Origin of the sequence: Chishuiella changwenlii, from assembly GCF_900142565.1 — a bacterium.
In the GTDB taxonomy this organism is placed as follows: domain Bacteria; phylum Bacteroidota; class Bacteroidia; order Flavobacteriales; family Weeksellaceae; genus Empedobacter; species Empedobacter changwenlii.
In genome coordinates this window covers 113,908-139,566 of record NZ_FRBH01000009.1, presented here as the reverse complement: position 1 = coordinate 139,566, position 25,659 = coordinate 113,908, and the positions used below count along the sequence as shown (strand labels likewise).

Genomic DNA, 25,659 nt, shown 5'->3' with positions numbered 1-25,659 from the left:
TCTTACTAATTTTACAGTTCAAATAACAAGACGATGGATTTTTTATTGCAAGCAAATGGCTTAACAAGAAAATATAAAGATAAAGTAGCGCTTAATGATTTTAGTATAGATATTCCGCAAGGTTCTATTTATGGGCTTTTAGGACCAAATGGAGCAGGAAAAACTACTTTTATACGCATAGTTAATCAAATTACAGCACCAGATAGTGGAACTATTTTTCTAAATGGAGAACCATTAACAAAAAAATCGATAGCACAAGTTGGTTACATGCCAGAAGAAAGAGGTTTGTATAAAAACATGAAAGTTGGTGAACAAGCGCTTTATTTTGCAAAATTAAAAGGTCTTTCGACTGCAGAAGCTAAAAGAAGAACAGAATATTGGTTTGAGAAACTTGGAATGATGTCGTGGTGGAATAAAAAGCTAAGCGAATTATCGAAAGGAATGGGACAAAAAGTTCAGTTTGTAATTACAGTTATCCACGAACCTTCATTATTAATTTTTGATGAACCTTTTAGTGGATTCGATCCTGTGAATGCTCAAATTATTGCCAACGAAATTTTAGAATTGAGAGATAAAGGAACAACAATTATTTTTTCTACACATAGAATGGAGTCTGTTGAAGAAATGTGTGATCACGTAGCATTAATTAATCAGTCTAATAAAGTATTAGATGGTACAATAGAAGAAGTTCGTAATCAATTTAAAACAGGGAAATTTCAGGTAGAATTAGAAAATGTATCTGCAGATGGTTTACAAAATTTATCTAATGAGTTTGATTTGTCTAATGTTGAAGTAAAACATCAAAGAACAAGCCTTAATTTATTGTATAATAAAACTATACACACTAATGAAATACTTAATAAATTAATGAGTATTGGACAAGTACATCAATTTAAAGAGATTATTCCATCTATGAATGATGTCTTTTTGGAAGCCGTAAAACGTAGTTCTAACTCTAACTTATAAGCTAAATTATAGATGAAAAATATATTTTTGATTGCGCAACGCGAATTCTTTTCTCAAGTAAAAAACAAGGCATTTATTATAATGACATTTCTTTCTCCATTATTAATTGCTGGAGCTGGAGCTGTTATTTTCTTTTTAAGTTCTGCAAATAATTCAGAAGTGAAAAATGTTGCGATTGTTGATGAGAGCGCTGAGTTTTTAACATCATTTAAGTCGTCAAAACAAATGATGTTTAGTATTTATACTCCTCAAGAATTACAATCGATAAAAGATACTTTAAAGGATAGTGAATATTTAAACGCGATATTATATATTCCTAAAAATACAGATGGAAATTATAGTAATATTGAGAAAAACACACAATTGTTTACCAATGGTAATCTTGGAATTACAGATAGAGAAAAATTAGCGCATACTATAAGCGATAAAATTGAGAAACATAAACAGTTAAAAGCTGGTATTAATTTAGTTGATTTAGATTCTTCTAAAGCTAGAGTGAATATTAACGTATACAACGTAAAAGACGGAAAAGAAGATACAGGAGTCGAGTTAAAAATTGCGCTGTCTATATTTTTAACGTATATCATTTTTATGTTCGTTATGATTTACGGAGTTAAAGTAATGCGCTCTGTGGTTGAAGAAAAGAACAATAGAGTAGTAGAAATCATTATTTCTTCGGTAAAACCATTCGATTTAATGATGGGGAAAATACTAGGAACAACTTTAGTTGCTGTTACACAATTTGCAATATGGATTGCTATGACAATGAGTTTGCTTTTAGCTTTTCCAGTATTAGCTTCTTCTCGTATAGATCAAGCACAGATAATGATGAATCAAACACAAATGGCAGAAACAAATCCTGATATGATGCATAAAGTAACAGAAATAAGTGAAGTCTTGTTAACGTTTAATTATCCATTAATCATTTTTACTTTTATTGCTTATTTTGTATTGGGTTATTTATTTTATAGTTCTGTTTTTGCAGCAATTGGTTCTGCTGTAGATAATGATACAGATACGCAACAGTTTACATATTTCCCATTGGTGCCGATGATGATTGGTTTATACGGAAGTATGACAACTTTTGAGAATCCCGATGGTCCTGTTGCTTTTTGGTTATCTATGATTCCTTTAACATCGCCCATTTCTATGATAACCCGAATTCCGTTCGATGTTCCCATGTGGCAGTTAGCATTATCCTTATTTTTATTACTAATTAGTACAATTTTTATGGTGTATGTTGCTTCTAAAATTTACCGTATCGGAATTTTAATTTATGGGAAGAAACCAACAGTAAAAGAAATTATTAAGTGGATTAATTACAAGAATTAAATTTTATTCTAAATATCAAAAGAGAGCTTTTAGCTCTCTTTTTTTATATTGAAAATTTATGAATTACCATTATTTTATATCTGTTTGTATATTTACTAAAACTTAGATAACAAGTAGAGATTAGGATAAATTAATAAACCTTTTAAAATGCAAATTCCAGATAAAAACGAAATATTTCCATTGCCTCATTATAATAAGTTATGTTTTCTTAAAAATATCATCAAAAATCCCAATATTATAGTTGGTGATTATACCTATTATGATGATTTTGATAATGTAGAAAATTTTGAAAAAAATGTAAAATATCATTTTGATTTTATTGGTGATAAATTAATAATCGGAAAGTTTTGTATGATAGCTTCTGATGTGAAATTTATAATGAATGGAGCAAATCATAAAATGGATGGAATAACAGCCTATCCGTTTTATATTTTTGGTAAAGATTGGGTGAAATCAACTCCAAAAGCTGAGGATTTACCTTATAAGGGCGATACAATAATTGAAAATGATGTTTGGATTGGACATAATGTAACAATAATGCCAGGTGTAAAAATAGGAAATGGTGCTATAATTTCAACAAATTCTACAGTAACAAAAGATGTAGAACCTTACAGTATTGTAGGAGGAAACCCTGCAAAAGAAATAAAGAAAAGATTTTCGCAAGAAAAAATTGATGAATTACTCGCAATGGAATGGTGGAATTGGGAAATAGAAAAAATAACAGAAAAGTTAGAATTCTTAACTGAAAAATTGAAATAGACAGAACTTAAAAAATACAAATAACTTAACTTTGATAAAAATTAAATAAATATGATTAATCCAAATTATCGTTTACTTGTTGTAAGTACAAGTACAATTTATGGTAGTGGATATTTAGAATATATTCGAGAAGAAGTAATAGATTTCTTAAAAACAGATGAATTATTATTTATACCATTTGCTCGTCCTTCTGGTATTTCTCACGATGATTATACACAAAATGTGGTGAATGCTTTAGAACCTTTTGGAATTAAAGTTTCAGGATTACATACATACAATGATCCAAAAGAAGCCGTACGCAATGCAAAGGCTATTTTTATTGGAGGAGGAAATACATTTTTATTATTAAAAACATTGTACGAACTTGGTTTGGTAGATGTTATTAGAGAAGTTGTAGCAAATGGAGTTCCATACATGGGAAGTAGTGCAGGAAGTAATATGACTGGTTTAACAATAGGAACAACGAATGATATGCCAATTGTTTATCCGCCTAGTTTTAATGCTTTACAGTTTTTACCATTTAACATTAATCCTCATTATTTAGACCCAGATCCAAATTCAACACATAAAGGAGAAACAAGAGAAACACGCATTAATGAATTTCATAAATTTAATTCACAATCAGTTATTGGATTAAGAGAAGGGAGTTGGTTACGCGTAGAAAACGGAGAAATAGAATTAAAAGGAACTTTAAAAGCACGTATTTTTAAACCAAATGAAGATGCTATAGAAGTTGAATCAGGAAAATTATCTGCTACCATTTATTCATAACATTGTTAATCACAAAAAATAAATAACAGATGAATACAAAGGTTTTTAAAATATCTTTTGCAAGTGTATATCCACATTATGTAAAAAAGGTAGAAAGTAAAGGAAGAACAGTAGAAGAATTACACGAAGTTATTTATTGGTTAACAGGTTATAATTCTACAGATTTAGAAAAAATAATAGAAGACAAAATTGATTTTGAATCTTTTTTTGCTCACGCTCATTTAAATCCAAATGTAGATAAAATAAAAGGTGTTATCTGTGGATATAGAGTAGAAGAGATTCAGGATCCTTTGTATCAAAAAATTAGATTTCTTGATAAGCTGATAGATGAATTAGCGAAAGGAAAAGCAATGAATAAAATTTTGAGAGAATAATAATCTTTTTTATAAAGTCGAAAAACTTTCAGTTTGATTTTTATGACAAAACTAAATATTATGTAATGATAAGTTTAGTTTAAGTCTGGTATGTCTTCCTTATACGATGCAAAGCTGAAATGATACTTCGACAGGTTCAATATGACAAAGCTTGACAAATTTGAATATATAATTTCGGTTTCGATAAGTTCAACGTGAAAGAGTAGATTTTTAAATTAAAACATAAATATTTGTCCTCCTGAAATTGTTTCAGGAGGACATTATATTATAGATATTGTATATTAAAAAAACTATCAGTTCAAGTGAAGTTCAATAGGATTTTGTATCAAGAACTAAGACTAAGACAGTTTATCAAGTATTTTGGAAAAAATATAACTGTCAATATCCTTAAATCTTATGTCTTAAAATCTTAAATCTCTTCTTCAATTCTATTTTCAAAAATTACTAATTCATCATTTAAAAAACGAAACTTTTCTGTTCTTGTTCCTTTTAATCTTGGTGCTAAAATACCATCGTTCCAAATAGTATCAGAACTTAAAATTCTAGCTTCGTCCCAAAGGTTTAAGTTTATAAAACGCTGAATAGTTGCACTTCCACCTTCGATAATTAAAGATTGAATATTAGCTTCGTATAAATAATTAAGAATTTGAGGAACTATTTCTGTAGAAAAATCTAACTGAACTAATTTTAAATTTTCTTGTTCCGAATTTTCTATCGAGTTAAATATAACAGTTTGTTGAGTTTGATCGTATAGATGGAAACTTTGTGGTATAGCAAGATTTTTATCAATAGCAATGCGAACAGGATTATTACCATCCCACAATCTTGTATTAAGCTGTGGATTATCTATTAATGTTGTGTTTTTTCCAACTAAAATAGCTTGTTCTTCTGTTCTCCATTTATGTACTAATTGTTTACTATACTGGTTTGTAATCCATTTTTGTACATCATCTCTTCCCATGTATCCATCCTCGGTCTGTGCCCATTTTAAGATAATATATGGTCTCTTTTTTTCATGGAAAGTAATAAAACGTTTATTAAGCGCAAGACATTCTTTTTCTAAAACACCTAATCTAACGTCAATACCATTTTTTAATAAACGTAAATAACCTTGGCCATTTACTTTTGCAAAAGGATCTAATGTTCCAATGACAACTTTAGGTATTTCTTTTTCGATGATTAAATTAGCACAAGGTGGAGTTTTACCAAAATGAGAACATGGCTCTAATGTTACATAAAGCGTACTTTCTTTTAGTAATTCTTTATCTTTTACAGAATTAATTGCATTTACTTCGGCATGTGGACCTCCGTATTTAGAAGTAAAACCTTCTCCAATAATTTTATTATTATGTACGATTACAGAACCAACAAACGGATTAGGATATGTTGTTCCTAACCCGTTTGATGCTATTTGTATACAACGAGACATAAATATCTCATCGATTGCTTGTTGTGTCATTTTAAAATGTATGATTAAATTTATCAATCATTTAAATCAATGTTGAATAATGTTTTTAATTTGATTTCTTCTTCTGTAAGTTTCTTACGTTTTTCATCAATTTGTTTAAAAACATCTCTTAAAAGTGGACTGTCTTTATTGGCGTTAGAAAAGAAATTAACATTATTATCTAATTGATTAATGTCTTTTTCTAATTCTTCAATATTCTTACGCGTTTTTCTAATTTCATCATCTAGCATGCTACTGTTTCCATTAGCTTTCACTTTGTTTACTAGCGACTGTAACTCATAGTCATTTAGCTCAGCTTTAGATAAATTTAAATCAGAAATTTTAGAATTATATAAACTATTAAATTCTTGGTTAATAGCTAATTTGTCCGAAGGAACTTTTCCTAATGTATTCCATTCGCTTTTAAAACTCTGAAGTTCTTTTAATGCTTGGTCTTTATCCTCAGAGATTTGTGCAGCTTTAAATTTGTCTAAGAAACTTGTTTTTTGCTCAAAGTTTTGTTCTAATTTTTCGTTGTCTTGTTCGTGACGTTTCTTGTATCGGTCGAAGAATTTATTACATGTTTCTTTGAATTCTTTCCAAATTTTGTCAGAATTTTTTCTTGGTACATGACCTATATTTTTCCAATCATTCTGAATTTTCTTAATTACAGCAACGGAATTATTCCAATCTGTACTTTCAGCATGTTGTTTAGCGATTTCTAACAAAGCCGTTTTCTTTTCAAGATTAATTTGCTGATCAGATTTTAAGCTTTTATAGAAATCATTTTTAATATGATTAAATTCTCTTGTTTCCTTCTTAAAAGCATCCCAAGTTTCTGCATTTTTATCTTTCGGAACTCTTCCTAATCCAATAAAGCTTTCACGTAAAGTATTAATTTCAGTAATTGCTTTTTGCCATTCGCTATGCGATTTATTTGCAACACTTTCGTTAATTGATTTTATTTTAGAAATAATCTCGTTTTTCTTTTCAAGATTATCTTTTTGTTCTTGTTTTATTTTTTCGTTTAATTCACCTTTTCTGTCGTGAATCTTATTTGTTAATTCTTTAAAGTGTAACCACGTAGGTTCTCGTAAATCCTCTTGTACTGGTACAGCTTCTTCTTTCCATAAACGGTGTAAGTATTGCAGTTCATTAAGAGCTTTTTGTACGTTTGGTTCATTTATAAGCTCTTCTGCACGTTTTATGATAGAATAACGAACTTCTAGATTATGTGCATAATCAAGCGTTTGTAATTCTTTGTTCATATCCAAATAAGTATAGAAATTGTCTAAATGGAAAAAATAATTTTTGAAGATATTTTCTGCATTTTTAGCTGGAATTCTTCCTGCGTTATGCCATCTCGTTTTTAATTCACGAAATTTCTTAAACATAGAAGAACTAGAATCATTTTGTTCTTGGTACAATGATTTTAATTCATCAATAATAGCTAAACGTTCTGCAAGATTTTCATCTTCTTTCTTTTCATTTTGTTTATGATGAATAGAAAGTTGATTTTTGTAATCATTGTAAACTACGTTAAATTTTTCACGATATGAAGTTTCATATCTAAAATCTATTTCGTTACCTCCGTCTTCTAAAAATGCTTTTTTCTTTTCAGCTTCTTCTTTTTCTAATTTATTTTTGAAAGCATCTCTAATCTGATTAAAATGTTCGCGAATATCCTGAACATCATGCTTACTTAATAAATTTTTAGCTTCATCAATCAAAACATCAAAACTAAAAGTATCATAATCTTTCAGTGTAATTTCATTACTTTCTTCTTGATTATTCGACTCATTTGTTTTGTACGATTCTGTGTTTAAATCGTTTTTAGTAGATTCATTAGAATTATTTTCTCCGTCTGCATTATGCAGGTTATCCATTTCAGTATTCATAAGGAAATATGTTTTGTTTCTCAAATCTACTAAAACAAAAGAAGAAAATCAAGAGATTTAGTCTACTTTATTCCATATCTCCCATGCTTTTTCTGCTTGGAGAACTAACATTTCGTGTCCATTTTTAGTTTTAGCACTGTTGTTATCTCCGTTTTCTAAGAATTTAGTTACAGGTGGATTGTAGATTAAATCGTACAACAAATGTGTTTTGTCTATAGACTGATAGGGAAGAAGCGGAGCATTTTCTACATTAGGAAAAGTCCCAACAGGTGAACAATTGATAATGATTTGATAATCTTTGATTACACTTTCGTTAATATCATTGTAAGTAAAATGATTTTCTAAAAAATTTCTAGAAACAATTTTATATTCGATGTTTAATTTATCTAAAATATAAAAAACGGCTTTTGCAGCACCTCCATTTCCTAAAACTAAAGCTTTTTTGTGGTGCTCTTCTAAAAGTGGTAAGATAGAATGATGAAAACCATGAGAATCTGTATTATAGCCTATTTTTTTTCCATCTTTTATTAAAACAGTATTTACAGCTCCAATTTTTTCAGCTTCTGGAGATAGTTCATCTAAAAAAGGTATTATTTCTTGTTTGTAAGGAATGGTAACATTAAAACCTACTAAACCTTCTTTCTTAAATACATTTTCTACTTCACTAATTGTATTTAAATCAAAAACATTGTAGACAGCGTCTACAATGTTTTCATTTTTAAATTTTTCAGCAAAATAAGTCTTTGAAAAAGAGTAGGCGATGTTTCGTCCTATTAATCCAAATTGTCTCATTCTTCTTTATTTTTATTAAACTGAGCTTTTATCAATCGGAAAATTAAAGGCGAATTTGCCACGATAATAATTCCGAATATAAACTTCTCTAAGTTATGTTTTACAATATCAAACTGACCTAATGTGTGTCCTAATAACGAGATTACACCAACCCAAAGTACTGCACCAATAAAACTATACGTTATAAACGTTTTATAATCTAGATTGGTAACACCACATATAAATGGAATAATTGTTCTTACAACTGGCATAAAACGAGCAATAATAATTGCTTTTTTTCCATTTTCATTAAAGAAAACAGTCGCTTTTTCTACATGACTTTTTTTAAGAAAAAAAGAGTCTTTGCGTCCAAGAACCCAACCACCAAATCTTCTTCCGATAAAATAATTAACATTATCTCCTAAAATTGCAGCAACCATTAATAATGGAATAATATATTCTATATGTAAATGATTCTGTTCATCATTAGCAGCAATCATTCCTACAGCAAATATTAAAGCATCACCAGGTAAAAAAGGCATTATAAATGACATTACAATTAAACCTGTTTCAGCAAAAATGATAAGAAATAAGATTACATATATCCAATAACCATAGTTATTGATAATGTCCATTAAAACCTTATCTGGTCGTTGTACAAAATTGGTAATAAAGTCAATTATTGTTTGCATTGTTTATGTTTTATGCTCTGATTATATCAGCTCCTATAGCACGTAAACGAGTGTCAATATCTTCGTAACCACGATCAATTTGATCGATATTATGAATAATTGTTTTTCCTTTTGCAGAAAGTGCAGCAATTAATAATGACATACCGGCACGGATATCAGGAGATGTTAATTCTGCTCCTTTTAATGGTGTATCATGATTAAGACCAATAACTGTTGCTCTATGTGGATCACATAAAATAATTTGTGCACCCATCTCAATTAATTTATCTACGAAGAATAAACGAGATTCAAACATTTTTTGGTGAATTAATACACTTCCTTTTGCTTGCGTTGCAATAACTAATATAATTGATAATAAATCTGGTGTAAATCCTGGCCAAGGAGAGTCAGAAATAGTTAAGATAGATCCATCTATAAAACGCTCAATTTCGTAATTCTCTTGAGCAGGAATATAAATGTCATCATTTACTTTTTCTAATTTAATTCCTAATTTTCTAAATACATCTGGAATAACACCTAAGTTTTCCCATGATACGTTTTTAATCGTTAATTCTGATTTAGTCATTGCTGCTAAACCAATCCAAGAACCAATTTCAATCATATCTGGTAAACAAGTATGCTCTGTTCCTCCTAATTCTTCAACACCTTCTATTGTTAAAAGATTAGATGAAATACCAGAAATTTTTGCTCCCATACGATTCAACATTTTACATAATTGTTGAATGTAAGGTTCACAAGCTGCATTATAAATAGTTGTTGTTCCTTTAGCTAAAACAGCAGCCATAATAATGTTAGCAGTTCCAGTTACAGAAGCTTCTTCTAATAACATATAAGAACCTGTTAATCCTTCTTCACCAACTTCTACACCGTAAAAATCTTCATCTGGATTAAAACGGTATTTAGCACCTAGAGCAAAAAAACCTTCGAAGTGCGTGTCTAAACGACGACGTCCAATTTTGTCTCCTCCTGGTTTTGGCATAAATGCTTCTCCAAAACGAGCTAATAATGGCCCCATTAACATGATAGATCCACGTAAAGCAGCTCCATCTTTTCTAAATTGTTTTCCTTTTAAATAATCTAATCGTAATTCGTCTGCCTGAAAAGTAAAATCTCCTTTTCCGTTTTTTTGTGTTTTTACACCTAAATCTCCTAAAATTTCTATTAAGCGATTAACATCACGGATATCTGGAATATTTTTTACACGTACTTGTTCGTTGGTTAGTAAGACAGCACATAAAATTTGTAGCACCTCATTTTTAGCACCTTGTGGAGTAATCTCTCCTTTTAAAGGTTTCCCTCCCTTTATTTGAAATGTAGCCATTTTTTTGTATTAAATAGTTTTGATTTAACCTTTGTTATTGCGAACGTTTTGGTTACGATTATTGTTTTGATTATTATTTCGATTGTTGTTATTTCTGTTGTTCGAATTTTGGTTATTGTTTCGATTATTATTGTTGTTGTTATTACGATGATTTTGGTTGTTTCTATTTGTATTACTCTGATGATTAGAATTGTTATTATTCATTTTATCAGAAGAAACCAATTGATCGTTAACTTGTCGTAAATCAATTTTACCATCAGATAAGTCGTATAAATGATCAAAAATTACTTGATCCTCAACTGTATCTTTATTCCAAAGTAGGTAACATTTTTTCATATGATTTGCAATTGCAAAAAATAATCCTTCTCTTTTTTCACCTTCTTCCCAAGTAATTGCAACATCAATCATTTTTCTAATGTTGTGTCCATAGTATCTATATTTATAAATACTTTGTGGATAGTTTACTTTATTGGGTTTACTATTTACAGTATCTTTTTTAGTTGGAATAGGATATGGAGATCTTACATCCAGATCAAATTCTGCCATAATGAAGAGTTGATCCCAAAGTTTATGTTGAAAATCTGGAACATCACGTAAATGAGGATTTAATTCACCCATTACTTCTATTATAATTTCCGCAAAGCCGTTACGTTCTGTCTCGTCTGTGATTGTTTTACAATAATCTACCATTTCTTGAATATGACGACCATATTCTGGAATAATTAATTGTGTACGAAGTGTATTGTATTCCATTAAATTTTATACTGTGTATGTTGACAAAATTACAAATTTCTATTTGATATTTTAACTGAAAAGTTGATTTTCGAATTATAAATTTATATTAAAATTATTCTCCTAAAAGAACACCAGAAACGTTCCAATAACTAAAACTAGTTCCTTCTGGTTTTCCTTGCGGTATTTTAACTTGCACGCTGTGTTTACCAGCTTTTAAATCTCCTAAATTAACAAAGAAAGGAGAGGTAAGTGTCCCAGGACACCAATTAGAACGACTATAATCTGAAGAAGATAAGCCGTTGTTGAAATTTCCAGAAGCCGGATTGTAGCTTCTAAAAGAACCACAATCTTGTCGCCAAGGAATTGTACTAAAAACTTTTTGATTATCTACAAATATAGTATTTTCTTTTGGAACAAACTCATCTCCATTTTCCCAGCCACCATGTCCAGTTGTTATAAAACGTAATTTAGCATTATTCATATCTTCTTTTAATGTGAATTCTACTCGTAAACCATTAGGGTCATTAAATAAAGATGAATATTCTTGTCCAGCCATCTCCATTACATTTACTGTATTAAAAAGTGGAAGAACTTTTTGGTTAGGAATTGTATTTTCTCCAGATGGATGAATAGTTAAATTAGCAGAAATAAGATGCCCGCCTTGATCATAATTTCCGATATAAAAACCTATTAAAACTTCTTGATCCGACAAAACACCTTGAAATTCAGAAATTTCTTGTCTATAATTTGATTGGGTTTGCCATGTTTGATCTTTCAGCTGAATATGATTAAATTTATTGATACCGAATGATGTAAAAAAGCGCATTAATTCTACAGTAGGTGAATAGTTTTCTGTTAAGAAATAGCCTTGGTATTTTTTGTTATTACCATTTGTGTAAATTGGTAATTCATTAATTCCTTTTTGTAAACCATTCATAAATGTAATTTCAGAATGCATTGGAATTAGAAAAACTGATCCAGTTCTATCATAAGCATCTCCATTAGACATTTGAGTTACATTTAAGAATATCTGACTTTTTTGATTGATTTTAGGAATCTTTACTCTCTTTACGACAACTGTTCCATTCGCAAAACGATAAAGTGAATCTGTTGAATTTACATAATTTGTAAAGTTAATTTGTTGATTATCTAGTAAAGGAATATTTACAAATTTATTTTTCCAAATAATATCTTTATAAGTCAACAAGTCTAAAGGCTCTTGCTCTAATTCTTTTTCTACAAATAAACTAGGTTCTACCTCTCTATGACGTTCTATTCTAGATGCTCTTAAGGTGTAATTATTATTGCGTGTCATTTCTAGCACGAAACCTAAATTAAGCCCTAAAGTTGTTGGTGCAGCATTAATATTTAAATTATCTACAAACCATAAATCAATAGAATTTGAGTTAATAATTGTAGTTGCTTTTTTACATCTTAAACCTAAAATTCTCTTTGTTTCTCTTGTAATTGTAAAAACAGCTTTGTTAAAAGAAATAGAATCGTTGCTAACAATAGATTTTATAGAGTCAAACTGTGTTATAGATGAAATGATAGGCGATTTATCTTTACTAAAATAAAACATTTCATTTGGGAATTGTCTATCATCAGTAAAACTATTCTGTGTCCCAATAATTGTTTCTTTATTGTTACTTATTACTTGTATTGGATTGCTTTCTTCAACTTTTTTATCATTAGAAAATTTTTCATACGTAATAATATAAGTTTCTTGTGCATAATTTTGAGCACTTATAAAACAGAAAACAAAAAAGATAATTGATTTTAAATTCATTTTAGCTAAATGTAAAAAGGTTTACAAATAAATTGTAAACCTATGAAAAAAATATCTGATTTAAGAATAATAATGCTACACAAACGCATTAATTCCGGTAATATCTGCACCAGTAATTAATAAGTGTACATCATGTGTTCCTTCGTAAGTTATAACAGACTCTAAATTAGCTGCATGTCTCATCATCGGAAATTCACCAACAATTCCCATAGCACCAATTATTTGACGAGATTCTCTTGCTATATCTAATGCCATTTTTACATTATTTCTTTTAGCCATAGAAATCTGTTCTGGCGTTGCTTTATTTTCATTTTTTAATGTACCTAAACGCCAACATAATAATTGTGCTTTTGTAATTTCTGTTATAAATTCGGCTAATTTTTTTTGTTGTAATTGATAAGAAGCAATTGGTTTCCCAAATTGATTTCGTTCTAATGAGTAATTAAGAGCAGATTCATAACAATCTATTGCTGCTCCTATAACACCCCAAGAAATTCCATATCGAGCAGAATTTAAACAAGACAATGGACCTCTTAAACTATTTACATGTGGTAAAATATTTTCTTCTTTTATTAGAACATTATCAAAAACAAATTCTCCCGTTTTAGAAGCTCTTAAAGACCATTTGTTTAATGTTTCTGGTGTAGAGAAACCTTGCATATCTCTTTCTACAATAATTCCTCTAATTTTGCCTTCTTCATCTTTTGCCCAAACAACTGCAATGTCACAAATAGGAGAGTTGGTAATCCACATTTTCGCTCCATTTAATCTGTAATTTTCGCCATCTTTCGTTAATTTAGTTTCCATTCCGCCTGGATTAGAACCATGATTTGGTTCTGTTAACCCAAAGCTTCCAATAAAATCTCCAGAAGCTAATTTCGGAAGAAACTGACGTTTTTGTTCTTCGGAACCATACGTATAAATAGGATACATAACTAAAGAAGATTGTACAGATGCTGCAGAACGAACTGCCGAATCTCCACGTTCTAATTCTTGCATAATTAGACCATAAGACATCTGATCTAATCCTGCACCTCCATATTCTTCTGGAATATATGGTCCTAAAGCACCAACAGAACCTAATTTTTTCATTAAATCTGGAATATCATGATGGTGTTGCGCGGCATCATCAATAACTGGTTTTATTTCGTTATCTACAAAATCTCTAACCGATTGTCTGATTAATTTGTGTTCAGTCGATAATAAATCATCTATATCATAGTAGTCTGTTGTTAATTTCATTTTATGCAGTTTTTTATTATTAATCTAAAATTATGTTCATTAAATGTAAATATAATATGAATATTATTTGTTTTATGTTTTTGATTTACGAATTTTTTATATACTTTAGGTAAAACAATATAACCACAAAATAACACAAAAAAATGATAGAACGTGAATTAAAAGAGTTGAAAATTTTAACTGATAATTTAGGAACTTCTGCTGGAGAAAATTGGTTTGCTAATGGAAATGAACTATTGTCTCATTCACCAGTAGATGGTAAGCTAATTGGAAAAGTAAAAACTTCAACAAAAGCTGACTATGAAAAAGTAATTAAATTTTCTGAAGATGCTTTTAAAGAATGGCGATTATTACCAGCTCCTAAAAGAGGAGAAATTATTCGACAATTTGGAGAAAAACTAAGAGAGAAAAAAGAGTTTTTAGGTAAGCTTGTTTCTTATGAAATGGGAAAATCTTATCAGGAAGGTTTAGGTGAAGTCCAAGAAATGATAGATATATGCGACTTTGCTATAGGTTTATCTCGTCAATTATATGGTGCAACAATCCATTCCGAAAGACCAATGCATAGAATGTATGATCAGTATCACCCATTAGGAATTGTTGGTATTATCTCAGCTTTTAATTTTCCTGTGGCTGTTTGGGCATGGAATACATGTTTAGCTTTGGTTTGCGGAAATGTTGTCATTTGGAAACCTAGCGAAAAGACACCGTTTTGTGCAATTGCTTGTCAAAAAATATTAGCCGAAGTTCTAAAACAAAATAATATTGTAGAAGGCGTTTCTTCTTTAGTAATTGGAGATAAGGAAATAGGTGAATTAATTTCTCATGATAAAAAAGTTGCTTTGGTTTCTGCTACAGGATCAACAAGAATGGGAATAGAAGTTAATAAAGTTGTTGCAGCACGTTTAGGTAAAACAATTTTAGAACTAGGAGGGAACAATGCAATTATTGTTACACCAGATGCAGATTTAAAAATTATGCTTACAGCTGTCGTTTTTGGTGCTGTGGGTACTGCCGGACAACGTTGTACAACAACAAGAAGATTAATTGTCCACGAAAGTATTTTTGATAAAGTTAAAGATGCTTTGGTGAATGCTTATAAACAAATAAAAATAGGAAATCCATTAGATTCAGCTAATCACGTAGGTCCATTAATAGATACAGACGCTGTAGAATCATATTTATTGGCATTAGATGAAATAAATAAAGAGGGTGGTAAAATTTTAGTTGAAACGGGTGTCTTAGAAGGTAAAGATTATTCTAGTAATTGTTATGTAAAACCAGTTATTGCTGAAGTAGAAAATGATTATAAAATCGTTCAGAAAGAAACATTTGCTCCCATATTATATTTAATAAAATACAAAGGAGATGTAATGAATGCAATTGAAATTCAGAACAATGTAAAACAAGGTTTATCTTCTGCAATTATGACAAATAATCTTAGAGAAGCCGAACTATTTCTAAGTCAACAAGGATCGGATTGTGGAATTGCTAATGTAAACATCGGTACTTCTGGAGCAGAAATTGGTGGCGCATTTGGCGGCGAAAAAGAAACTGGAGGAGGAAGAGAGTCTGGTTCTGATGCTTGGAAAGCTTACATGAGAAGACAGACAAACACAATTAATTATTCTACGGATGTTCCATTGGCACAAGGAATTAAATTTAACTTTTAAAAAATCTACACAAATGAGTACAACACACGAAAAACTAGCAAAACATATATTAGTAGACGGTTATCCTATTGTAATGGATGTCGAAAAATCACATGGTTCTTATATCGTAGATGAAAATGGGGTAGAATATTTAGATATGTTTTCCATGTTTGCATCTACATCTATTGGTTATAATCATCCAGATTTATTGCGTAAAAAAGATTTCCTAGGTAGAAATGCTATTAATAAACCAGCAATGTCAGATATATATACAAAAGATTATGCTGATTTTGTAGAGACTTTTGAGCGCGTTGCAATGCCAAAGGAACTGCAATATTTATTTCTTATTGATGGAGGAACATTAGCGGTTGAAAATGCTCTAAAAGTTGCGTTTGATTGGAAAACTCGTCTTAATTTTTCTAAAGGAATAGAACAAGAGGCTGGTGAAGTTATTCATTTCAAGCAAGCTTTTCATGGTCGTTCTGGTTATACACTTTCTTTAACGAATACAAGAGATCCAAGAAAATATCAATATTTTCCGAAATTTGATTGGCCAAGAATTGATAATCCAAAAAGATCGTATCCTGTAACTGAAAATAACTTACAAGAAACAATAAATGCTGAAGATAAAGCTGTTCAACAAATAGAAGAGGCTTTATCTAAAAGAAGAAATAAAATTGCATGTATTATAATAGAACCAATTCAAGGAGAAGGCGGGGATAATTATTTTAGAAAAGATTTTCTTTTAAAATTGAGAGAAATATGCAACAAAGAAGAGATATTACTAATTTTTGATGAAGTACAAACAGGAATGGGAATGACTGGTAAAATGTGGGCATTCCAGCATTATGATGTTGTTCCAGATATACTTTCTTTTGGTAAAAAGACACAAGTTTGTGGAATTTTAGCGAATAAAGAAAAATTAGATATCATTCCAAATAATGTTTTCAAAGAATCGAGTAGAATTAATTCTACATTTGGAGGGAACTATATTGATATGTTGAGATTTAAATTGATTTTAGAAGTTATAGAAAAAGAAAATTTAGTAGAAAATGCTCAAAAAATAGGTAAATACTTTTTAGAAGAATTTTTTAAGATAGCTAAAGAAACAAAAAAAATAAATGCCGTTCGCGGATTAGGATTATTTATAGCTTTTGATTTTGAATCGGAAGATGTTAGATCTTCTTTTATAAAAAGATGCTTTGAACATAAATTAATATTATTGGCTTGTGGGGAAAAATCCGTTCGTTTACGCCCGCATCTTAATATTTCCTTAGAAGATGCTAATAAAACGATAGAAATTATTAAATTATCATTAAAATAATTAAAAAGTTGGATTGGAATAAAGATTGCTTTTTAACTTTGTAGTACTATAAAAAATAAAAATGATAGAATCTTTTTTCTTTGATTTTGATGGAACTTTACAAGGTTTCGAAAATCATACAATTAGCGATTCAACTTTAGAAGCGTTACAATTATTAAAACAAAAAAATAAGAACATATATATTGCAACAGGAAGAAATTTGGTAGATATGCCAGATGATGTCTTTGGTTATGGATTTAATGGGTTTATTAATAACAATGGAGGAATGTGTTCTGATGAAAATAAAAATACTTTTTTCGTAGAATATCTTGATCCAAATGATATTGAAGCGCTATTAGAATATGATGAGCAAAATCCGACAGCATTTTCTTTTATGACAACAGATAATCCATTTAGCATAAATCGTGTTAATGACGGTATTATTAAATCATTTAGTCATTTCAATATAAAAGTTCCAGATGTTGTAAATCCGAAAGATTTAAGAAGAGATAACATTATGCAAATGAATCTTTTTGTAGATGAAATACAAGAGAAATATTTAATGGAAAATGTTCTTAAAAATAGTGTTGCAACAAGATGGATAGAACATTTTGCGGATATTAATCCGAAAGATGTTAATAAGATGAAAGGGATAGAAAGAATGGCAAATAAATACAATATAGATCTTTCTAAAACAATGTCTTTTGGAGATGGAGGTAACGACATAGCAATGTTAAAAGGTTGTACAATTGGTGTTGCAATGGGAAATGCAAACGAAAATGTAAAACAAATTGCAGATTATGTTACAACTTCTGTTGAAGAAGATGGTATATGGAATGCTTTAAAAAAGTATGAAATAATTTAGGAAACATTTTGAATTTCTTGAAGTTGTATCTGATTTCTTACTATTTTTGATTTACTAATTCACACAAATATGGAAATTGATAATAGACAAATAGTTTATATACATGGATTAAATAGTTCTGTAAATTCTCAGAAATTTAAAATTCTAAAAGAAGCTTTTCCAACAGCTATTTGTGTAGAATGGACAGTTGAAAATAATATTTTTGATATTATTCAGGCAACTTATGAAAAACTGAAAGGAATTATCAATAACCTTGTAATAATAGGTAGTTCCACAGGTGGAAATTTTGCATGGCAACTTCAGAAGAAATTAAAAGAAAATGGAAAATCAAGTGAATTGATTTTACTTAATCCTTTGGTAGATCAGTCTTTTAAATATGTTGATGATTTACCAGAGGAGCTAAGTAAATATTTGGCTGATATGAACCGTTTTGAAGATACTAAAGTGTTTTTAGCTTTACATGATGATATTCTGAATACAGAGAAATTAAAAGATTTTTTTGAGATTCAACAAAAAATTTTTACTGATCAAATACAGATTATTGAAGTTGATGATAATCACAGGATAGAGAATTTTGAAACTTTATTAACGTTAATTTAATTTTTAGATAATATTTAAGTAACTATTATTTAACTTAAATGTGTTCTTTTTGTATCTCGAAATGATTTTATAAATTCTATGAAGAAATTACTATCTTACCTCTTTCTTGTATTCACTTTCGTAACTTTTGCTCAAGAAAAAGATTCTACAAAAATTCCAAAAAAAACAGTTCAAGAATTCAAAAATATGATGTCTCCATATTATAGTTATGGAAACGGATTAGGAATTACTTCACCTGATAGTTTGTATCAAGTTAATATACGATTTCGTATGCAAAACAGAATGGAATATATTCATTCTGATGGTGATGAAGATAAAATTGATGGACAGATAAGACGTTTACGCCTAAGATTTGATGGATATATTGGAGATCCAAAATTTGGATACTCTATGCAATTATCATTTGCTGCAGGTGATGTTGGTAGTGCCGAAGAAGGAAAAAATACCAATATTATTCGTGATGCCATGATATTTTATTATCCAAATAAACATTGGAGTTTAGGTTTTGGACAAACAAAATTACCAGGAAACCGTCAACGTGTAAATTCATCTGGTGCATTACAATTAACAGATCGTTCTATTAATAATGCAAAATTTAATATTGATAGAGACTTTGGATTTCAAGTATTATATAACAAGCGAGAAAGTGAAAAGTTCTCTTATATTTTAAGAGGTGCAATTTCTACTGGAGAAGGACGTAACTGGACAAATTTTAATGATACTGGACTTGCTTATACTGGAAAGGTTGAATTATTCCCATTCGGAGATTTTTCAAATGGAGGAAGCAACTTCGAAGGAGATATGCATAGAGAACAAACTCCAAAAGTGATGCTTTCTGGGGCTTATAGTTATAATGATAGAGCTCATAGAACACAAGGAGGATTGGGAGACGATATTCTTGGAGGAGGAACAGCAAACATTCAGTCTTTATTTTTTGACGCGATGTTTAAATATAGAGGTTGGAGTTTTATGTATTCTTATATGAGTAGAGATTCTGATAAAGCTTTATTTTATAATCCAGAAGATATTTCTAAATTTAATTATGTCTATAATGGCTATGGATCAGATTTTCAAGGTTCATATACATTCCCCAAACATTGGGAAGTCATAGGTAGATATTCTACACAAAAAGTAGATAAAGAAATTTTTGATTTTACTCCAAATACAAATCAATATACAATTGGACTTACAAAATATATTTGGGAGCATGCATTCAAATTACAGGCTGAATTTACTTATGAACAACAAAAGTTTTATAATTTGAATAATAAGAATAACTGGTATGCTCGTTTTCAAATAGAAATTGGTATTTAAAACTAAATAAATTTTAACCGATTTTTAAATGTTTTTAAATGCTTTTTTTTAAATTTGTATAAAACCTATACAAATGTCCTTACCTAAGAAAAAAAAGTCAATTAACCAAAATGTGAAATTTGGTGAAAAGAACATTCAATTAAAAGATGTTATTATTATCATAATTATAATAACAATTAGTGTAATATGTATACTACAGCTTTTAAATTAATCATATAAAAAAAATCGAGAATTATCTCGATTTTTTTATATAATAAACTAATTTTCTATTCATTATTTCAATATCATATTTAGTAATTTTCTGTCAGTTTGAGTAATTTTTCGTAATGAAATGAAGAAAAATTGTATTGAGAACTTAGATAAGAAAATCAATTAATCCTTACTTATTTCTCGATACAAAATTCTACCGAATTTCACTCGAAATGACGGGTTAAGTATTATGCGATTTTGAAAGAACATTTTGGCAAGTTCAATGTAACAAACATGACTTGATAAAATGTATTATTTAAAAAATTACAACACAATTTTCTGTCAGTTCGATTGATTTTTCGTAAAGAAATGAAGAAAAATTGTATTGAGAACTTAGATAAGAAAATCAATTAATCCTTACTTATTTCTCGATACAAAATTCTACCGAATTCCACTCGAAATGACGGATTAAATGGCAATCTTTTACTTTATACATTGTACAACGAAACCTTATAAATTCTCAAGCATCATTATAATTTCACTTTCTATTCTTTGCATAAGATCAGGTGAAATTTCTATTGTGTGTTGAACATTCTCAATCGTATTATAAGTTAATTCACCAGTTTCTAAATTCAAATTATATTCAATTTGTCCTTCCCAAGAATTACTCGATTCGTAGAATGAAATTGTTTTAAAAGGTAATCGTGGTAATAATTCACCAAAATATTCTTCTAATTTTATTTTATTACTTTCAGAGATGTTTTCCATTCTTTTATAATCATTGTATGAGCAGTTGTCTCGTAAAAAATAATTGCTAAAAGCTGTAAAAACTCTGCATGATTTAATTTTCCTTCCACAACTTCATTCAGGTTAATTTCGTAATATTCCTCAATTGTTCTTGTAATTAATTCCTTAAATGCATCTAAAGGAATAGATTCATTTTTTAATTCTTTCATCAAATAATTATCAGAAACTAAAAAATCTGGTCTTGTTCTAGCAATCGGAGATTGACGAATATTTAAAGCATTATGCAATGTTTGTGAAATTAATATGCCTCTTTCTATTTCTTCAAATTCCCATCCAGTTCTTACTCTACGAGGATTTTCTTCGTAAAAAATATGGTTATGAAAAGCATGTATATGTTTTGCAATATCTGTATTCGTATGTAAATACAAAAATTGAGAAATTGAACTAAATAAATGATTTCCGTTTAAGTTATTTGGGTAATATGTAAACAATAAAGGATAATGAAATAGAGTAGTGTACAAAGGAGAAAAACTATCTATAATATTAAGATTTAAAAGATTTGTTCCTTCAAAGTCTATTCTTTGTTTTTCTTGATAATAATTTACACCAGCTAAATAAATATCTTGATAAGCTAAATCGAATTGATTGATATACGCTCCAATTTGTTTAAAAAACGCTGTACTTAAGTGGTGAGTTGTAATTAACTTGTATTCTTTTCCTTTAAAAAGCGCTACAAAACTTTCATCAATTTCAGTTTTTAAATCCTCTTTTACAACTTGATCAAAATTAAATTCCTTATCACGAATAATATTTACATAAACTTCATTATATGTATAAATTAATTGTTTTATTGGCGCTGTATTTAATTCCTCAAAAGGATTGTATGTAGCCGATGGAGTAGCGTATAAAGTAAATAAACGACTAAATTCTTGATGAATTTTTTGTTCATCAGGAAACATATTCATTAATTGATTTGTATTCGCACTAATAATGCTTTCACCTAAAAAGAATAAAATTCCTGCTTTTAAATCTTCATCAAAGCCACAGCGATCAAGTGTTGCATCAAAATATGTTTTAAAAGGACTTTCAGTTATCTGGCTCATAAAGTTGTATTTATTTACATTTCTTAAACGTAAAAGTATTGATTTTTTTGAAGATTGTAAACCAAAAAACCTCTTTATAAAAGAGGTTTTTAATTTTTTTGATTGAATATTTATCTAATTAATTAGAAGTCAACCTTAGAAGGGTTTAAACCAGAAAAACCTTCTGTTGGTAAATCATCTATCGCTTTAATATCTTCTGCACTTAATGTAAAAGATTCAGAATCTAAATTTCCTTCGATGTTTTTCTCTGAAGAAGAACGAGGTAATGGTAAAATTCCTTTCGATAAACAGTAATTAATACAAACTTGACCAACAGAAACATTGTATTTTTCTGCTAGTTTAATAATTAATTCGTTTTCTAGAATTCTTCCAGAACCAAGTGGACTCCATGCTTGTACAAGAATATCATTCTCCTTACAAAAAGCAACTAATTCTGGTTGAGAATGTCCTGGATGAAGTTCTATTTGATTCACCATTGGTTTTACTTCAGCCGTTTTTAAAAGAGCTTCTAAATGATTGATATTAAAATTACTTACACCTATAGATTTTACTCTTCCAGATTTGTAAATTTCTTCGATAGCGCGCCAAGTATCAGCATTAATTTCTGCCCAATTTTCTGGAAATTGCGTTTCATTTGCTGGCCAGTGAATTAAATATAAATCTAAATAATCTGTTTGTAAATCTTTTAAAGTCTGATCAAAAGCAGCTAATGTTTTTTCGTATCCACGTTCTGTGTTCCAACATTTAGATGTAATAAATAATTTACTTCTATCTACATTACTCGCTTTTAAAACTTCACCAATTTCTTTTTCATTTTTATAAATTGCTGCTGTATCTATATGTGTATATCCTTTTTCTAGAGCAATTTTAACAGGCTCTATAACTTTATCACCATCTAATAACCAAGTTCCGAAACCGATTGAAGGAATTTGTACATTATTATTTAATGTAAAATGATTCATTATTTTAATTTTTAATGAGTTAATAATTTTCGAAAAAATAGCATAATTGCTTAGTCAAATTTAATACAATCGTTTATTCAAAATTGTCAAAAAGTGTTAATAATCGTGTTAAAGTTTATTAATATGAAAGAAAAATTCTCAATAAATTTTAATCTTTATTACAACTAAAAAATAAGAGAAATGAAACATTTTACAGGAACTATTGACGATTTTATGATTGTATATGACGACTATATAGATTTGCTAATCTTAGATCGAATTAATCAAGATATTACACTACATCATAAATCGCTACAAGGAATTTATGACGAACCGTCTATGAAAGAAAAATTAATAGAATTAAAAATCTATTTAAAAAAGCACTTATTAAGAGAATTTGAAGATTGGGAAATTTCGATTGATACAGAGTCTTTTAAACATGGGTTTAATCAAATTATTAATGGATCAAAATTAAACTTTGCTTGAAGAGCAACTAATCTAAACCTTCATAAAATCCTCTTCTAGTAAATCCTCTAAAGGGCTTTGTGTAATTGACTGTGGTAATTTTCTAAAAATAAAATTTCTAACACCCATTAAAAATTTATTATCCCATTGTGCAACTTTACCAGCCAAACGAGAAGTGTCAATAATATAATGTGTACGTTTTAAACGACGACGATTATAACCTTCGAAAGCACGTAAAATATCTGTTTCATTTTTTATCAATTCATCATATAATACACAAACATCTTCTACCGCCATACAAGCACCTTGACCCATATTTGGAGTTGTAGCATGTGCAGCATCACCAATTAATAAAACACGATTAAATGCATAATTACTAATCGGTTTTATATCCATAATAGGTGTTGTAATAATATCTTCTTGTTTTGTTTTTTGAAGCGTATTTCTAATTTGTCCTGAATAATCTTTGAATTGATTTTTTATATCTTGAAGTGTATAATTATAGACTTCCGATTTTAAAGGTGTATTTACACAAGCGTACCAATAAATCTGATTATTAATAAGTGGCGTTAAACCAAAACGTCCATTTGGTCCCCAAGTTTCTATACTTTTTTTAGAAAAGTAAGTTTTATCTTCTACAATTGCTCGCCAACATACATAACCTGCATATCTTGGTGTAGAATCTTTTAATAATTGCTGACGAATAATAGAGTTTATTCCATCTGCTGCAATTAAAAAATCTCCTTCGGTTGTTGTACCATCTTCAAAATGTAAAATAACTTTCTGAAAACTTTGTTCGAAGAATTTTATTCTTTTTGATGTATGAATATGAGTTGAATCTATTTTTGAAATTAAATAACGATGTAAATCTGCTCTATGAATGGCAAAATTCTCGTTATTATAATTTTTTCGAAGTCTATTTGTATCTGCTTTTAAAATTGTTTTTTCTTGCCAATCTTGTATCTCAAAATCTTCGAGCATGTGACCTAAAGGGGCTACTTCGTCAGCTAAACCTAAAATCTCAAAGGCTTTCATTGCATTAGAAGCTAATCCAAAACCAGCTCCAATTCCGCGCGCTTCAGCTGAGGCTTCAAAAATTTCATATTCAAATCCAAGATCTTGTAAGGCTTTTGCTAATGTTAATCCAGCAATTCCTGCTCCAGCAATTAAAAACTTTTTTGTCATTCTAAATTTAAAGCATAAAAATACTTAAAATTTAGATACTTTTAAACTGTTATGCATGTTGAATTAAAATTCGTTAGTTTATTTTTACGAGAAAACTAAATGTGTTTAATGATAAATTTATTTTAAGTCTAATATGTCACCTTGAACTCGTTTCAGGATCTCATCTTGCTATAAATAAATGAGAAGCTTAAATATGCTTCGACAGGCTCAGCATGACAAGCTTTAAGAGTATAAATTAAATTGTATTTTTTGTAATTATCTTTTTTATGATAAGAGTATTAATTTTCGTTAATTAAGCCGTTTTCAGAAATTGTAAAAGTCCTATTATCAAAAATTGATTTCATAATTAACCAAACTTTATCAACTAATTTAAATTTCAAATTTTCGTTACTATCAATTATTCTTAATTGACCAGTAAAAGTTATTCCATCAATTTTTAAACATTTTTTCGTTTGTTGATTATATAAAACTCCATTTGGAATATTATAGTGTTTTGTTAGCTTCTCTATTTTTTTGTTTTCAGGATTTACGTCTTTTCTAAAATTCGTTATATAATTAAATAGATAGTCTTGACTTTTATTCTCCATTATTATAACATACTTTAACAAATCTAATTCGTCTTTATATTTTAATTCTCTGTTATTGCCTATATCAATATTCAAGATTTCAGTTCTTGTTAAAGAAAAATTGATTTTAACATCAAAGTCTAAAATATGTATTTCTTTAGAATTTTCACTTAGATCTTTTTTTTCTATTTCTCTTAGTTCTACTAAGTCAATATTTTTATACTTTGCGTAATTAAAACCATCAGTAGTAAAACCTTTCTTACAAACAATAACTCCTTTATTAATACCACTGTCTTCAATAGTATTAGCAATTTTCATTACAATATCTTTGTTTATTTTTTTATTCCAATACTTACACTCTATGGCCGTTAGGTATTCATGTATACCATTAGAATGTGAAGTTAATACATCAATTTGATGTTCAACACCAGATTTACCTTTAACTTTACAAGTATTTCCATAACATTTTATTTTCACTCCAAATTCTTTACCTAGAGTTTTATAAATATATTTTGTAATTGATTCGTAAGTTTTCCAGTCTATATCCTTTCGATGCATAAAGTAATTTATAATGTTAGAGAAATGAGTTTATATTTCTTTATTAGATGATCAAGTGTTTCTGTTTGCTTGAA

At 28.9% G+C, this 25,659-nt stretch carries 24 protein-coding genes; 11 read left to right on the top strand and 13 right to left on the bottom strand.

What is annotated here, in order from left to right; all coding sequences use genetic code 11:
- Positions 1-33: 33 nt before the first annotated feature.
- The 5 genes from BUA86_RS12350 (at position 34) to BUA86_RS12330 (ending at position 4,202) form a co-directional block, all read left to right on the top strand.
- On the top strand, positions 34-966 hold the full coding sequence (locus BUA86_RS12350; protein WP_072933093.1) for an ABC transporter ATP-binding protein: 933 nt from the start codon (positions 34-36) through the stop codon (positions 964-966).
- Positions 967-978: 12 nt separating this feature from the next.
- The gene (locus BUA86_RS12345; RefSeq protein ID WP_072933091.1) at positions 979-2,298 is read left to right on the top strand and encodes an ABC transporter permease; all 1,320 of its coding nucleotides are present in this window, start codon (positions 979-981) and stop codon (positions 2,296-2,298) included.
- Positions 2,299-2,445: 147 nt separating this feature from the next.
- Positions 2,446-3,057 carry a Vat family streptogramin A O-acetyltransferase gene (locus BUA86_RS12340; RefSeq protein WP_072933089.1) on the top strand — a complete coding sequence of 204 codons (612 nt, stop codon included), beginning with the start codon at positions 2,446-2,448 and terminating at the stop codon, positions 3,055-3,057.
- Between the two features lie 51 nt (positions 3,058-3,108).
- Complete coding sequence (pepE, locus tag BUA86_RS12335; RefSeq protein ID WP_072933087.1) at positions 3,109-3,828, top strand: dipeptidase PepE; 720 nt, start codon at positions 3,109-3,111, stop codon at positions 3,826-3,828.
- A 29-nt stretch (positions 3,829-3,857) separates the two neighbouring features.
- Entirely contained in the window at positions 3,858-4,202 is a 345-nt protein-coding gene (locus BUA86_RS12330) for a DUF2200 domain-containing protein (protein WP_072933085.1), read from the top strand.
- Between the two features lie 409 nt (positions 4,203-4,611).
- Here BUA86_RS12330 and ribD read toward each other — a convergent pair whose 3' ends face one another.
- The 8 genes from ribD to BUA86_RS12290 form a co-directional block, all read right to left on the bottom strand.
- A complete protein-coding gene (gene ribD, locus BUA86_RS12325) occupies positions 4,612-5,661 on the bottom strand; it encodes a bifunctional diaminohydroxyphosphoribosylaminopyrimidine deaminase/5-amino-6-(5-phosphoribosylamino)uracil reductase RibD (RefSeq protein ID WP_072933083.1) in 1,050 nt (349 codons plus the stop codon).
- 23 nt (positions 5,662-5,684) lie between these two features.
- Positions 5,685-7,547, bottom strand: coding sequence for a DUF349 domain-containing protein (locus BUA86_RS12320; protein WP_072933081.1), 1,863 nt, complete (start codon positions 7,545-7,547; stop codon positions 5,685-5,687).
- 57 nt (positions 7,548-7,604) lie between these two features.
- A complete protein-coding gene (locus tag BUA86_RS12315) occupies positions 7,605-8,339 on the bottom strand; it encodes a shikimate dehydrogenase family protein (RefSeq protein WP_072933079.1) in 735 nt (244 codons plus the stop codon).
- Entirely contained in the window at positions 8,336-9,010 is a 675-nt protein-coding gene (locus tag BUA86_RS12310; RefSeq protein ID WP_083580368.1) for a DedA family protein, read from the bottom strand. The genes BUA86_RS12315 and BUA86_RS12310 overlap by 4 nt, the downstream gene beginning before the upstream one ends.
- Before the next feature lie 10 nt (positions 9,011-9,020).
- Entirely contained in the window at positions 9,021-10,331 is a 1,311-nt protein-coding gene (murA, locus tag BUA86_RS12305) for a UDP-N-acetylglucosamine 1-carboxyvinyltransferase (protein WP_072933077.1), read from the bottom strand.
- Between the two features lie 24 nt (positions 10,332-10,355).
- Entirely contained in the window at positions 10,356-11,084 is a 729-nt protein-coding gene (locus BUA86_RS12300) for a DUF4290 domain-containing protein (protein WP_072933075.1), read from the bottom strand.
- Between the two features lie 94 nt (positions 11,085-11,178).
- Positions 11,179-12,855, bottom strand: coding sequence for a PNGase F N-terminal domain-containing protein (locus BUA86_RS12295; protein ID WP_072933073.1), 1,677 nt, complete (start codon positions 12,853-12,855; stop codon positions 11,179-11,181).
- Between the two features lie 75 nt (positions 12,856-12,930).
- Positions 12,931-14,097, bottom strand: coding sequence for an acyl-CoA dehydrogenase family protein (locus BUA86_RS12290; RefSeq protein WP_072933071.1), 1,167 nt, complete (start codon positions 14,095-14,097; stop codon positions 12,931-12,933).
- Positions 14,098-14,240: 143 nt separating this feature from the next.
- On the opposite strand from BUA86_RS12290, the gene amaB reads away from it, so the two are divergent.
- The 5 genes from amaB to BUA86_RS12265 all read left to right on the top strand — a co-directional run bounded on the left by amaB (position 14,241) and on the right by BUA86_RS12265 (position 19,831).
- Positions 14,241-15,770 (top strand): L-piperidine-6-carboxylate dehydrogenase, encoded by a 1,530-nt coding sequence (amaB, locus tag BUA86_RS12285; protein ID WP_072933069.1) that lies wholly within the window; start codon positions 14,241-14,243, stop codon positions 15,768-15,770.
- 13 nt (positions 15,771-15,783) lie between these two features.
- A complete protein-coding gene (gene lat / locus BUA86_RS12280) occupies positions 15,784-17,073 on the top strand; it encodes an L-lysine 6-transaminase (RefSeq protein ID WP_072933170.1) in 1,290 nt (429 codons plus the stop codon).
- A 61-nt stretch (positions 17,074-17,134) separates the two neighbouring features.
- Positions 17,135-17,917: a Cof-type HAD-IIB family hydrolase gene (locus BUA86_RS12275; protein WP_072933067.1), complete on the top strand. Its 783-nt coding sequence runs from the start codon at positions 17,135-17,137 to the stop codon at positions 17,915-17,917.
- 69 nt (positions 17,918-17,986) lie between these two features.
- On the top strand, positions 17,987-18,517 hold the full coding sequence (locus BUA86_RS12270) for a YqiA/YcfP family alpha/beta fold hydrolase (protein WP_072933065.1): 531 nt from the start codon (positions 17,987-17,989) through the stop codon (positions 18,515-18,517).
- A gap of 78 nt (positions 18,518-18,595) precedes the next feature.
- Positions 18,596-19,831, top strand: coding sequence for a porin (locus BUA86_RS12265; RefSeq protein ID WP_072933063.1), 1,236 nt, complete (start codon positions 18,596-18,598; stop codon positions 19,829-19,831).
- A 699-nt stretch (positions 19,832-20,530) separates the two neighbouring features.
- Here BUA86_RS12265 and BUA86_RS12260 read toward each other — a convergent pair.
- From BUA86_RS12260 to BUA86_RS12250, 3 genes are all read right to left on the bottom strand, one after another.
- On the bottom strand, positions 20,531-20,788 hold the full coding sequence (locus BUA86_RS12260) for a hypothetical protein (protein ID WP_072933061.1): 258 nt from the start codon (positions 20,786-20,788) through the stop codon (positions 20,531-20,533).
- Positions 20,758-21,870: a hypothetical protein gene (locus tag BUA86_RS12255; protein ID WP_072933059.1), complete on the bottom strand. Its 1,113-nt coding sequence runs from the start codon at positions 21,868-21,870 to the stop codon at positions 20,758-20,760. Before BUA86_RS12255 ends, BUA86_RS12260 begins: the two co-directional genes overlap by 31 nt.
- Positions 21,871-21,992: 122 nt before the next feature.
- On the bottom strand, positions 21,993-22,832 hold the full coding sequence (locus BUA86_RS12250; protein WP_072933057.1) for an aldo/keto reductase: 840 nt from the start codon (positions 22,830-22,832) through the stop codon (positions 21,993-21,995).
- A gap of 180 nt (positions 22,833-23,012) precedes the next feature.
- Between BUA86_RS12250 and BUA86_RS12245 the strand changes: the two genes are divergently transcribed.
- Positions 23,013-23,297, top strand: coding sequence for a hypothetical protein (locus tag BUA86_RS12245; RefSeq protein WP_072933055.1), 285 nt, complete (start codon positions 23,013-23,015; stop codon positions 23,295-23,297).
- A 12-nt stretch (positions 23,298-23,309) separates the two neighbouring features.
- On the opposite strand, the gene BUA86_RS12240 is transcribed toward BUA86_RS12245, so the two are convergent.
- Positions 23,310-24,461, bottom strand: coding sequence for an FAD-dependent monooxygenase (locus BUA86_RS12240; RefSeq protein ID WP_072933053.1), 1,152 nt, complete (start codon positions 24,459-24,461; stop codon positions 23,310-23,312).
- Between the two features lie 278 nt (positions 24,462-24,739).
- Positions 24,740-25,585 carry a restriction endonuclease gene (locus BUA86_RS12235; RefSeq protein WP_083580367.1) on the bottom strand — a complete coding sequence of 282 codons (846 nt, stop codon included), beginning with the start codon at positions 25,583-25,585 and terminating at the stop codon, positions 24,740-24,742.
- Between the last annotated feature and the right edge of the window lie 74 nt (positions 25,586-25,659).

Coding starts and splice junctions, on each gene's coding strand:
- pepE (WP_072933087.1), top strand. CDS start 3,109: ATGATTAATCCAAATTATCGTTTACTTGTTGTAAGTACAAGTACAATT.
- BUA86_RS12310 (WP_083580368.1), bottom strand. CDS start 9,010: ATGCAAACAATAATTGACTTTATTACCAATTTTGTACAACGACCAGAT.
- BUA86_RS12260 (WP_072933061.1), bottom strand. CDS start 20,788: ATGGAAAACATCTCTGAAAGTAATAAAATAAAATTAGAAGAATATTTT.
- BUA86_RS12250 (WP_072933057.1), bottom strand. CDS start 22,832: ATGAATCATTTTACATTAAATAATAATGTACAAATTCCTTCAATCGGT.
- BUA86_RS12265 (WP_072933063.1), top strand. CDS start 18,596: ATGAAGAAATTACTATCTTACCTCTTTCTTGTATTCACTTTCGTAACT.
- BUA86_RS12295 (WP_072933073.1), bottom strand. CDS start 12,855: ATGAATTTAAAATCAATTATCTTTTTTGTTTTCTGTTTTATAAGTGCT.
- BUA86_RS12345 (WP_072933091.1), top strand. CDS start 979: ATGAAAAATATATTTTTGATTGCGCAACGCGAATTCTTTTCTCAAGTA.
- BUA86_RS12275 (WP_072933067.1), top strand. CDS start 17,135: ATGATAGAATCTTTTTTCTTTGATTTTGATGGAACTTTACAAGGTTTC.
- BUA86_RS12320 (WP_072933081.1), bottom strand. CDS start 7,547: ATGAATACTGAAATGGATAACCTGCATAATGCAGACGGAGAAAATAAT.
- BUA86_RS12290 (WP_072933071.1), bottom strand. CDS start 14,097: ATGAAATTAACAACAGACTACTATGATATAGATGATTTATTATCGACT.
- amaB (WP_072933069.1), top strand. CDS start 14,241: ATGATAGAACGTGAATTAAAAGAGTTGAAAATTTTAACTGATAATTTA.
- BUA86_RS12340 (WP_072933089.1), top strand. CDS start 2,446: ATGCAAATTCCAGATAAAAACGAAATATTTCCATTGCCTCATTATAAT.
- BUA86_RS12235 (WP_083580367.1), bottom strand. CDS start 25,585: ATGCATCGAAAGGATATAGACTGGAAAACTTACGAATCAATTACAAAA.
- murA (WP_072933077.1), bottom strand. CDS start 10,331: ATGGCTACATTTCAAATAAAGGGAGGGAAACCTTTAAAAGGAGAGATT.
- BUA86_RS12240 (WP_072933053.1), bottom strand. CDS start 24,461: ATGACAAAAAAGTTTTTAATTGCTGGAGCAGGAATTGCTGGATTAACA.
- BUA86_RS12330 (WP_072933085.1), top strand. CDS start 3,858: ATGAATACAAAGGTTTTTAAAATATCTTTTGCAAGTGTATATCCACAT.
- BUA86_RS12300 (WP_072933075.1), bottom strand. CDS start 11,084: ATGGAATACAATACACTTCGTACACAATTAATTATTCCAGAATATGGT.
- lat (WP_072933170.1), top strand. CDS start 15,784: ATGAGTACAACACACGAAAAACTAGCAAAACATATATTAGTAGACGGT.
- ribD (WP_072933083.1), bottom strand. CDS start 5,661: ATGACACAACAAGCAATCGATGAGATATTTATGTCTCGTTGTATACAA.
- BUA86_RS12315 (WP_072933079.1), bottom strand. CDS start 8,339: ATGAGACAATTTGGATTAATAGGACGAAACATCGCCTACTCTTTTTCA.
- BUA86_RS12255 (WP_072933059.1), bottom strand. CDS start 21,870: ATGAGCCAGATAACTGAAAGTCCTTTTAAAACATATTTTGATGCAACA.
- BUA86_RS12270 (WP_072933065.1), top strand. CDS start 17,987: ATGGAAATTGATAATAGACAAATAGTTTATATACATGGATTAAATAGT.
- BUA86_RS12245 (WP_072933055.1), top strand. CDS start 23,013: ATGAAACATTTTACAGGAACTATTGACGATTTTATGATTGTATATGAC.
- BUA86_RS12350 (WP_072933093.1), top strand. CDS start 34: ATGGATTTTTTATTGCAAGCAAATGGCTTAACAAGAAAATATAAAGAT.